This is a genomic window from Pseudomonas sp. CFSAN084952 (assembly GCF_009648855.1).
Taxonomy (GTDB): domain Bacteria; phylum Pseudomonadota; class Gammaproteobacteria; order Pseudomonadales; family Pseudomonadaceae; genus Aquipseudomonas; species Aquipseudomonas paracarnis.
The window spans coordinates 5621001-5629751 of sequence record NZ_CP045767.1 but is presented as its reverse complement, the minus strand read 5'-3'; the positions used below and the strand labels follow the sequence as shown (position 1 = coordinate 5629751).

At 62.2% G+C, this 8751-nt stretch carries 5 protein-coding genes; all 5 read right to left on the bottom strand.

Translation table 11 applies throughout. From position 1 onward, the window contains the following. Window positions 1-19 precede the first annotated feature (19 nt). Window positions 20-1741 (bottom strand): ShlB/FhaC/HecB family hemolysin secretion/activation protein, encoded by a 1722-nt coding sequence (locus GH769_RS25605; protein ID WP_032902121.1) that lies wholly within the window; start codon window positions 1739-1741, stop codon window positions 20-22. 492 nt (window positions 1742-2233) lie between these two features. Then, window positions 2234-2710, bottom strand: coding sequence for a poly-beta-1,6-N-acetyl-D-glucosamine biosynthesis protein PgaD (gene pgaD / locus GH769_RS25600; protein WP_003187480.1), 477 nt, complete (start codon window positions 2708-2710; stop codon window positions 2234-2236). 2 nt (window positions 2711-2712) lie between these two features. After that, window positions 2713-4053 carry a poly-beta-1,6-N-acetyl-D-glucosamine synthase gene (gene pgaC / locus GH769_RS25595; protein ID WP_014716391.1) on the bottom strand — a complete coding sequence of 447 codons (1341 nt, stop codon included), beginning with the start codon at window positions 4051-4053 and terminating at the stop codon, window positions 2713-2715. 2 nt (window positions 4054-4055) lie between these two features. Further along, the gene (gene pgaB / locus GH769_RS25590; protein ID WP_032902120.1) at window positions 4056-6053 is read right to left on the bottom strand and encodes a poly-beta-1,6-N-acetyl-D-glucosamine N-deacetylase PgaB; all 1998 of its coding nucleotides are present in this window, start codon (window positions 6051-6053) and stop codon (window positions 4056-4058) included. 12 nt (window positions 6054-6065) lie between these two features. Further along, on the bottom strand, window positions 6066-8546 hold the full coding sequence (gene pgaA / locus GH769_RS25585) for a poly-beta-1,6 N-acetyl-D-glucosamine export porin PgaA (RefSeq protein ID WP_032902119.1): 2481 nt from the start codon (window positions 8544-8546) through the stop codon (window positions 6066-6068). Window positions 8547-8751: the final 205 nt, after the last annotated feature.

Genomic DNA, 8751 nt, shown 5'->3' with positions numbered 1-8751 from the left:
CATGCAGCGGGGCGTTGAATTACAGGAAAAAATCCATGCGGAAGTAGATCGGCGCTTCGCGCTCGGTCACCACACCGGGTCTTTCTAACGAATGGGCAAAGGTCACGCTGGTGCTGACGTGTTTGCCACGGGCGAACAGCTCCAGGGAGTTGCTGGACACCCGGCCATGAACGTTGTCGTTGTAGCGGTCGTTGCGGATCACGCCTTGGTCGTAGCCGACACTGGCGCCGTACTCGGCGAAGGCCGGGCGCATCCAGTCGAGGGTCACCGGGCGCGCCCAGCGCACTTCGTTGCGCCAGTAGCCGCCGCTGTCGCCGGTCAGCAACTGGTCCTTGAAACCGCGCACCGAGGCCGAGCCGCCAAGGCTCATGCGCTGCGGCGAAAACAGCGGGTCTTCGCTGCGTTGGCCGGTGGCCAAACTGCTGAAGCTGAACGACTCGCCCCACAGGCTGAACGGTTGCAGGTAGCTGACGGTCGCGGTGTATTTGCGGTAGCGCGAATTGGGCTGGCGCCGACCGAGCGGGTCACGCTCGTCTTGAGACTGGGCGTCGAGCAGGCCGATGCCGCTTTGCATGCCAAGGTCCAGGTTGACGAAGGCACTGCCGATGCGCCGACCGTGGTTGACGCCCAGTTGCAGTTCGCTGAGGCGGTTGCTGCTGGGCGCGGTGCGCACGTCGAGGATGTAGTTGTTGGTGCGCAGGTGCGCCAGGCCGACGTTGACCGAGGTCTTGCTGACGTCGTCGCGATGGATCACCCGCTCGGCGCGCAGTTGGTGGTTCTGGTTGTCGCCGTCCTGCTTGTATTTGAAGCCGTCGGTGACGCCGTAGGTGCGGTAGTCGCTTTCGCTGTAGGTGTAGCTGAAGTTCCACCAGCCCCAGGGCACGTTGTAGTAGAGCATGGTGTTTTTCGAGGTTTTCTGGTGGTCGCTGATGGCGTCGTGGCCGCCGCGCAGCATCAGTTGGTCACCCAGGCCGAGTGGGCTGTCCCACTCAAGGCCAGCGCCCCATTGCTGTTCGCCAGTGCTTTTCTGCCCGTCGTTGTTGCGCGACAGGCTGGCGCGCCAGGGCTTTTGCGCAGTGTTCTTGACCACCACATCGCTGCCGCCGATTTGCTTGCCGGGGGTGAGTTCCATCTGCGCTTGTTTGGACGGCAGGCGGTTGAGCTGGTCTACCAGTTGCTCGATTTCACGCAGGTTCAGCGCTTCGCCGACTTTGCCGGGAAAGGCCATGGCCAGTTCGCGGTCGGTCACTGTGCTGCCATCGGCGCTGCGCAGGGCTTCGAGCTTGCCCTCCACCACCAGCACTTGCAGATGGCCGGTGGAGAGGTCTTGCTGTGGCAGGTAGGCACGGCTGGTAACGCGGCCTTTGCCCAAGTAGTAGTCGGTGATGACCTTGAGCAGCTCGTTGAGCTGGGACACGCCCAGGCACTGGCCGATGTAGGGCTTGAGCAAGCGCTCGCGGTCGGGCGCCGGCAGGCTGTCGGCGCCTTTGAGTTCGATGGTTTTGATCGGGAAGCAACGGGTGTCGGCCGGGGTTGCCGGGGCTTGGGGCTTGTCCGCTTTGCCGGGCAGGTCCTGGAGTTCCTGGAGGCGCCGCTGTTGCTCTTCAAGCAAGCGGTTCTGCCGGTCGCGGATCAAATCCTGATCGCCAGGCGTGGGGGCGGCGGATGCACTGTTCAGGCCCATGCAACTGAGCAGGAAGGTGCAGAGCAATAACCGGGTCCATGGCAATAACGAAGACATGTTCGATCCATCGAAAATCAAGGGCCGCGAAACTAACATCGAACTTCCAGCTCGCCTAGAAACGGGCGAAGTTGGGCCGCTCGACTGATTAGCTTTCTAACCTGTTGATTATTAATAATAATTTTTCATCAAAAGGGTTTAAGTCGGGCACTTACGGTGATTATTCCGACAAGCGGCAACTGTTTTGATGGCGATTCGACGAATGACTTTCCGACTGCCATTATTTAGCCATCAGATGTTCGTCGAGTTAGGTTAGTACCGGAGAAGGGGGAAAAGTTCGCGGGGGTTTTGTGAATTGGATCCCATTTATCGGAATTCCAACAAGAGGAGTGAACCACTGCAAGCCATGGGTGGAAATACTACCTGTAGGAGCGGGCTTGCTCGCGAAGGCGGTGTGTCAGTCACTGCAACTGTTACTGCACTATCGCTTTCGCAGGCAAGCCAGCTCCCACATCGGGTCTTCATTGCTTTGGGCATTGCGTTCGCTTAGGTCTAGCCAATGCCCTTGTCTTTGTCGGGTACCAGGGTCAGGCCGGGGCGTTCGACGTCGCGGGAGACATGGGATTTCACTTCTTCGACGCCGCCTTCTTCGTCGTTGTGGATCACCAGCACGCCGGGGCGGCGCAGTTGTTCGAGGTCGCCATCGCCCAAGTTGAAACTTTCACTCAGGTGCTGGTCGCTCAGCGCATTGGCCTCGGCGCGGCGCTGGGCGAATTTGCGCCCGCGATGCTGCTGATAACGTGCCCAACTGATCAGGATCACCGCATTGAACAGCGCGATCCACAGGTAAACCTGCAAGGTGTTGAGCGCCGCAAAGATAGGCGCCTCGATGCGCGGGCCGCCATGGGTTTCAAGCATGGCGCTGATGCCTCGCGCCAGCAACCAGATCAACCCACCCCAGGCCAGCAGGGTCAGCAGCACATCGACGATCCACATCAGTGTGTTTTGGCGAGTTCTGACCAGTTTCATGATCACGCCTCCTCTTGTGCAGGTTTGATACCGCGGTCCGGGCTGACCCAGCGTGCGCGTTTCTGATGCTGGTTGAACAACACCTTGGGAAAGCTGACCAGCGTGGTGAGCAGGCTGACCAGCCAGAACACCATCGGGTACCACACGGTCCAGAACAGGGTTTTCCACAGGTCTTTTTCGTAGCGCCGGTCGATCAGGATGCTCACCGCAAACTGCAGCAGGCACACCATCGCCAGCACCAGCCCGGTGAACGCGGGCGGCACCAACGAGCTCACGGTGATCGCCGCCGGCAGCGTGACGAATTTACCCACGGCCCAGAAGATCACCGACAGCAGGAAGGTGAAGGCCCAGCCGGTGGACAGGCAGTATTCGAACAACAGCGGCCACAGGTAGCGGTGGCGCCATTGCCAGATGCCACGGATGTTCTTGAACAGCACTTCGGCGCCGCCCTGGGCCCAGCGCAGGCGTTGTTTCCACAGGCCGCCGACGGTTTCGGGCATGAGGATCCAGCACAGCGCGCGCGGCTCGTAGAAGATCGCCCAGTGATCGAGTTGCAGCTTCCAACTGACATCGATGTCCTCGGTGATCATGTCGGTGCTCCAGTAGTCGATGCGGTCCAGGGCTTTCTTGCGGAACGCCACCACCACACCAGAGACCGTGAAGATCCGGCCGAATACCCGCTGGGTACGCTTGATCAAACCGATGATCGAGGAGAACTCGCCGACCTGCACTCGGCCGATCAGGGTCGAGCGGGTACGAATGCGCGGGTTGCCGGTGACGGCGCCCAGGCGCGGGTTGTCGAGCATCGGCGCGACCATGTAGGCGGCCGCGTTTTTGTCGAGCAAGGCATCGCCGTCGATGCACACCAGGTATTCGCTGCGGGCGGCCACGGCGCCCATGCGCAGGGCCACGGCTTTGCCCTGGTTCTGCGCCAGGTGCAGCACGCGCAGGCGCGGGTGTTGCAACGCAAGGGCATCGAGTACTGCGGCGGTGTTGTCGCTGGAGCCATCGTTGACCGCGATCACTTCGATGTTCGGGTACACCTGGCCGAGGGCCGCATCAATGGTGTCGGCGACGTTATCGCCCTCGTTGTAGCAAGGGATGATGATCGAGATCAGCGGCTCGCCGGCCAGGGTCGGCGCCGGCGTGTCTTCTTCCCACGGCCAGTGGCGTTCCCAGTGCAGCCAGAAATACAGGCCACCGGCGATCCACAGCGCCGACATGAACAGCGGGTAGAAGAACACGAAGTCCATCAGGAACTGCCCGGTCACCAGAAAGATCAGGCCCAGGGGCAAGCCCAGTACCAGTGCCAACACGAATAGAGCCAGGATTCTGTCAACCATGATCAAGGGTTCCATTGGTTGGAGAGGGCCGGACGGATGGTCTTCAAGTCCGGGGAGTTTTCCAGGAAGTTGTCCGGGTAGTAGCCGAAACTGGTGACGCCCTGGCGTTTGAGTACACCCATCCACTCTGCCAATTGCTCAGCGCTGATATCCGGTGCGGCTTGGGTGCGCCAGTCTTTGGCTTGCAATTCGAAGATGGTTTTTTGCATCGCGCCGGGGCGCGTCTTGACCGTGGCGATGAGTTTTTCCAGCCAGGCGTTGGAGGTTTTCACTTCCTGGCCTTCCATCAACGGCATGGCCATCGGCGCGGTCCAGTCGTAGGCCTGGAGGAAGTCATCGAGGTTCTGCGCGAACCAGGTTTCGCTGCCGGGGTTGAGCATCGGCTCGGCGAAGATATTGCGCGCGGTGAGTACCTGCGGCCCACGGATGGCGCGAACCTTGGCGGTGAGCTCATGGGTGAAGTCGATCAGGTAGCGGCTTTTGAAACGGGTCCAGCGCTGCATCACGGCCGGGTCGGCACGCAGGGCGGCGATGCTGCTCGGCAAGCCTTGGGCGGCGTAGGCCTTGAGCGCGGCCGGGCTGGCGTCTTCGAAGTCGTTGAACACCGCATCATCGTGGTAGAGGATGCCGTCAATCGGCCCTACACGCGCCAGGTCTTGGTAGATCTCACCGATGACCTGCCGCACCTTGGGATCAAATGGCGACAGGCGTTTGTATTGATCCGGGTCGGGGCCGACCTGGCCGGTTTTCGGGTCCCAGCGGGTGACACGCGGCAGCTTGGGGTCGAGGGCAAAACTCAGCACCGGCATCCACGCGTACACACTGGCATGGGCGCGGGTGTGCAACTGCCAGGCGACCCGGTTGAACAGGTCGGCACGCATCGGCAGGTGGCGGTTGGGGAAGTACAGCGAATGCACCAGGCCGTCGCCCTTGGGGTCGGCAAAGGCTTGCAGGAAGACGGTGCCGGCGCCCATGTCCACCACGCGCTGAACCAGCACGTCGAGGTTGCGCGCCTGTTGGGCCGGGTCGGGGTCGTACACGTTGTCCAGGTCTACGTGCAGCACGCGCATCGGCGCTTTGGTCTGCACGGCCACCATGCTGTTGGCAAAATGCTCGCCGTCCGGGTCGGAGGCCACCAGAAAGCGTGGGCTGTTCATCAGGTTACCGAGGTCGTCGAGCCCGTCTTCCAGGGTCAGCGCCATCTCGTAGCCGTGCTCGCCGACTACCGCCAACGAGGTGCCATCGGCAGCCCCATACGGCCACACCCACACACGCGGTGCCTTGCCGGTGACGGTACGGATTTTGTTCGAAATCGCGGCGACGTCAGCCCGCATACGCGCCTGGAACTGCGCTTCGCTTTCGTAGCCGTTGGTCTTGGGATCAAAACTTCGCGTGGTGGCGGCCGGTTCCAGGTTGCCCTGGGGGTTGGCCAGGATGCCCTTGTGATTGGCGTCGGTGTGAGCGGCGATTTCCACCAGGCCAGACTGGGACACTTCACGAATCTGCTGCCACGTCAGGAACTCTCCCCGTGGTCGTGGCGTACCGGCAAAATCCACCGGTTGGTTCAACGGCGTGTCGATCCAGGACCCCACCGGTGCCAGCAATGCAGGCCAGTGGTAGGCACGCAGAATCGGCATCACGCGGGTGTAGAAGCTGGAATAACCGTCATCGAAGCTGAGCATCACCGCCTTGGGTGGCAATGCCGGGCCGCCGCGCCGGGCCGCCAGGATCTGATCGACGCTGACCGCCTGGTAGCCATTCTCCCGCAGCCACGCCAGCTGCTCGATCAAACGCTCGGTGCGCACCGCCACCACGGCTTGATCGGGGTCGCGATCCTCTACGTCGTGATAGGCAATGCCCAGGAAGTGGTTCTTCGGCCACGGCGCTTCGTTGGGCGCTATCGGCCGTTCGGCGGGTGGAGTGTAGGGCGCGGGTTGTTGGGCGCAGGCGGCGGCCAGCATTACACCCAGGACCAACAAGCAACGGCTGAGGACGGTCATGGTCAGGCTCTTTTAGAAACGGTAAGTGAGGTCGACGAGCAGGCGCAGATCGCGTTCGCGATCACCGTCATAAGGTCGGCTGATCAGGCTGAGGTTGGCGCCCATTTCCAGTACGTCGTTCCAGCGATAGCGTTGGCCGTAGCCAATCAGGCCGATACCGCCGGTGGAGTAGTCACGCTGGCTGTAGGTACCCGCGCCGATTTGGAACTGCTGACTCCACTGGGTTTCGTAGCGGTGATAGAGCACGTGATTGACGTTGATCATGGGCAACACCGTGAAGTCCGACTTCGGGTTGAAGTACACGGTGTCTTCCTTGCTGTTGCGACTGGCGCCCACTTCCAGGCCCAGGTCCACTTGCACATGGGGCGAGCTGTATAGGCCTTCGCGGCCGGTGAGCAAGGCTTCGAAGCGGTCGTTGCCGTCGCTGAAATGGGACGGGCTGAGGGTCAGTTTCCACTCGCGGCTTTCGTTGGCGCGCCAGCGGATAAAACCGCTGCCGCCGTTGGCTGTGACGCCGTCATTCAGGGCCCGCAACGGCGTGGTGCTGAGCAAATAGCCGAGGCTGCCGCCGTATTGCCAGTGGTCGTTGATGTCGCGGGCAATCGACACGCTGGCGCCTTGCTTGGAACCGTCGCCATAGGAATGGTTGGACACTTCGGCTTCGATGGTCATGTCACGGGTGCGACGCTCCACGCCCACGCGCTGCCAGCGATGTTGGCCAGTGCCTTCCTGGAAGTCGGCGGTGGCATAGCCGGCACCAGCGAACAGGCGCCAGTCTTCGTCGATGGGCGGCGTGTAGATCACGCTTTCAATGCCCCAGTCTCGGCTGCCGGAGACGGCACCGGCGTCGTTGTTATTGCCGCCACCGTAGCTTTTGCCGGTGTAGGCTTCGACACGCAGCTCGGCCATGTCGTGCACATCGCGCAGGCGGCTCAGGCGCTGCACCTGACGGTTGTCCGGGTTGCGGGCGAGCACGTCGTCGGTGAGCGTGTCCATCTGCCGCCACTCTTGCAAGTCCATGGCGGTATAGGCTTGGGAGACTTCCAGGCCGATGTCGCGGGGGGCCTGGGTTTCGGTTTCCTTGAGCGTGCCTTCGGCGCGGCGCGGCCAGTCGCGGGCACGGTACATGTCGGCCTGGGCCAGGCGCAGACCCACGTTGCCCGGTGCCTTGGCCACCAGCGCTTCCAGGCTGGCCTCGCTGCCAGGCAGGTCACCGCCATAGGTACCGGCCTGGGCGGATAATTGTTGGGCGTCCATCCAGTTGTCATTGGGGTTGCCAATGGGCAAGCCCTTGAGCTCAACGCGGGGGTTTTGCTCCTTGGCCAGGTTGTTGGCGACCTGGCGGGCCTCTTCGACCTTGTCGCTTTCCAACAAGGCGTAGAACAGCGCCGTGCTGTCATCGACCCGATAGCTGGCGTCTGTGTCAGGGGCGGTGAGTACCTGGCGGTACAACGGCTCGGCCTTTTCCGGCTGGCGCTGTTCCAGGTAAGAGCCGGCGACCCAACGCAAGGCGTAGGTGGGCAGTTGCACGCCTTCGCTGGTGAGGGTCTGGTAATCGCGGATCACCTCGGCATGCCGTGCTCGCGCCTTGAGCGCACCCAGGCGGTCGATGCGCCAGCGGATGACATCGTCCTTGGCTGTGGCGTCGGGAGCCCAGCGGCTGATCAGTTTGTCGTAGTCCTGCAGGGCACGGTCTGCGATGACGTAGCGTTCTTTTTCTGTACGCGTGGCGAACTCGGCCATGCGCACACGCTCGGCGGCAAGGTCGCCTTCGAGGCGGCGCTGGGTGACGGCGTCCACCAACCCCGGGCGCTTGGCCGAGAGGCGCAGTGCTGGCTCCGGCAGCCGAGCCTTTTGCAGGGCAACGATGTATTCACGGGCCACTTCGGGCTTGTCACCGGCGCGGATAAAGGCTTGGTCGAATTCGAACAGCGCGTCGTAGTTCAGGCCGGCACGTGTCAGCGCATACCCCAGGGCCATGCGGCGGTTGGGGTCATTGGGTTGGGCCGCCACCAGCGTGCGCAGGCGTTGCACCGCCTCGTTGGCTTTGCCGCCATCGGCCTGGGTGAGGGCCTGGCCCAGTTGCAGGTCGACGTTATTGGGTTCACGCAGCAGCGCCTGGCGATAGACCGCTTCGGCCTGAGCCCACTGCTTTTGATTGCGATAAGTGCGCGCCACCGTGGCGAGTGCCTGGGTGGTGAGGTTGCGATGCTTGCCTTGCGCCTCGTACACCTTAAGCACTTCTGCGTCTTGCCCGGCCCAGCCGGCGATCACCAGGTGGTCGCTGACCTGGCCTGGGGTCTGGCGTTCGGCGGAGAGTTGGCGCAGTTGGGTCAGCGCCGGCGTGAAGTGGCCGTTGCGGGCCTGGATGATCAGGGCGTCGTAGGCTGGGTCGGCAAACGCAAGGCCTGGAACCAGCAACTGGCTGCACAGGGCGGCCCCGATAAGCAGACGCAACCGGCCGGAGGCACTGTAGGGGTGGTTTCGCAGCATATCGTGAGCTTCCTTACACACGGAAAGCCTTAACGATAGGTGATCCTGAGCGAAACGCATCAGGGTGTCGGCGTCTCGGGACCCGACCTAGCTTTCCTGTAGGAACTATCTCTTAGCGAAGTAGGGGGAAGTGCAATTCAGAACAATTGTTCAGAATTGTGCGAGCGCGATTTTTTGCCCTCACACAAAACGAATGTGGGAGCCG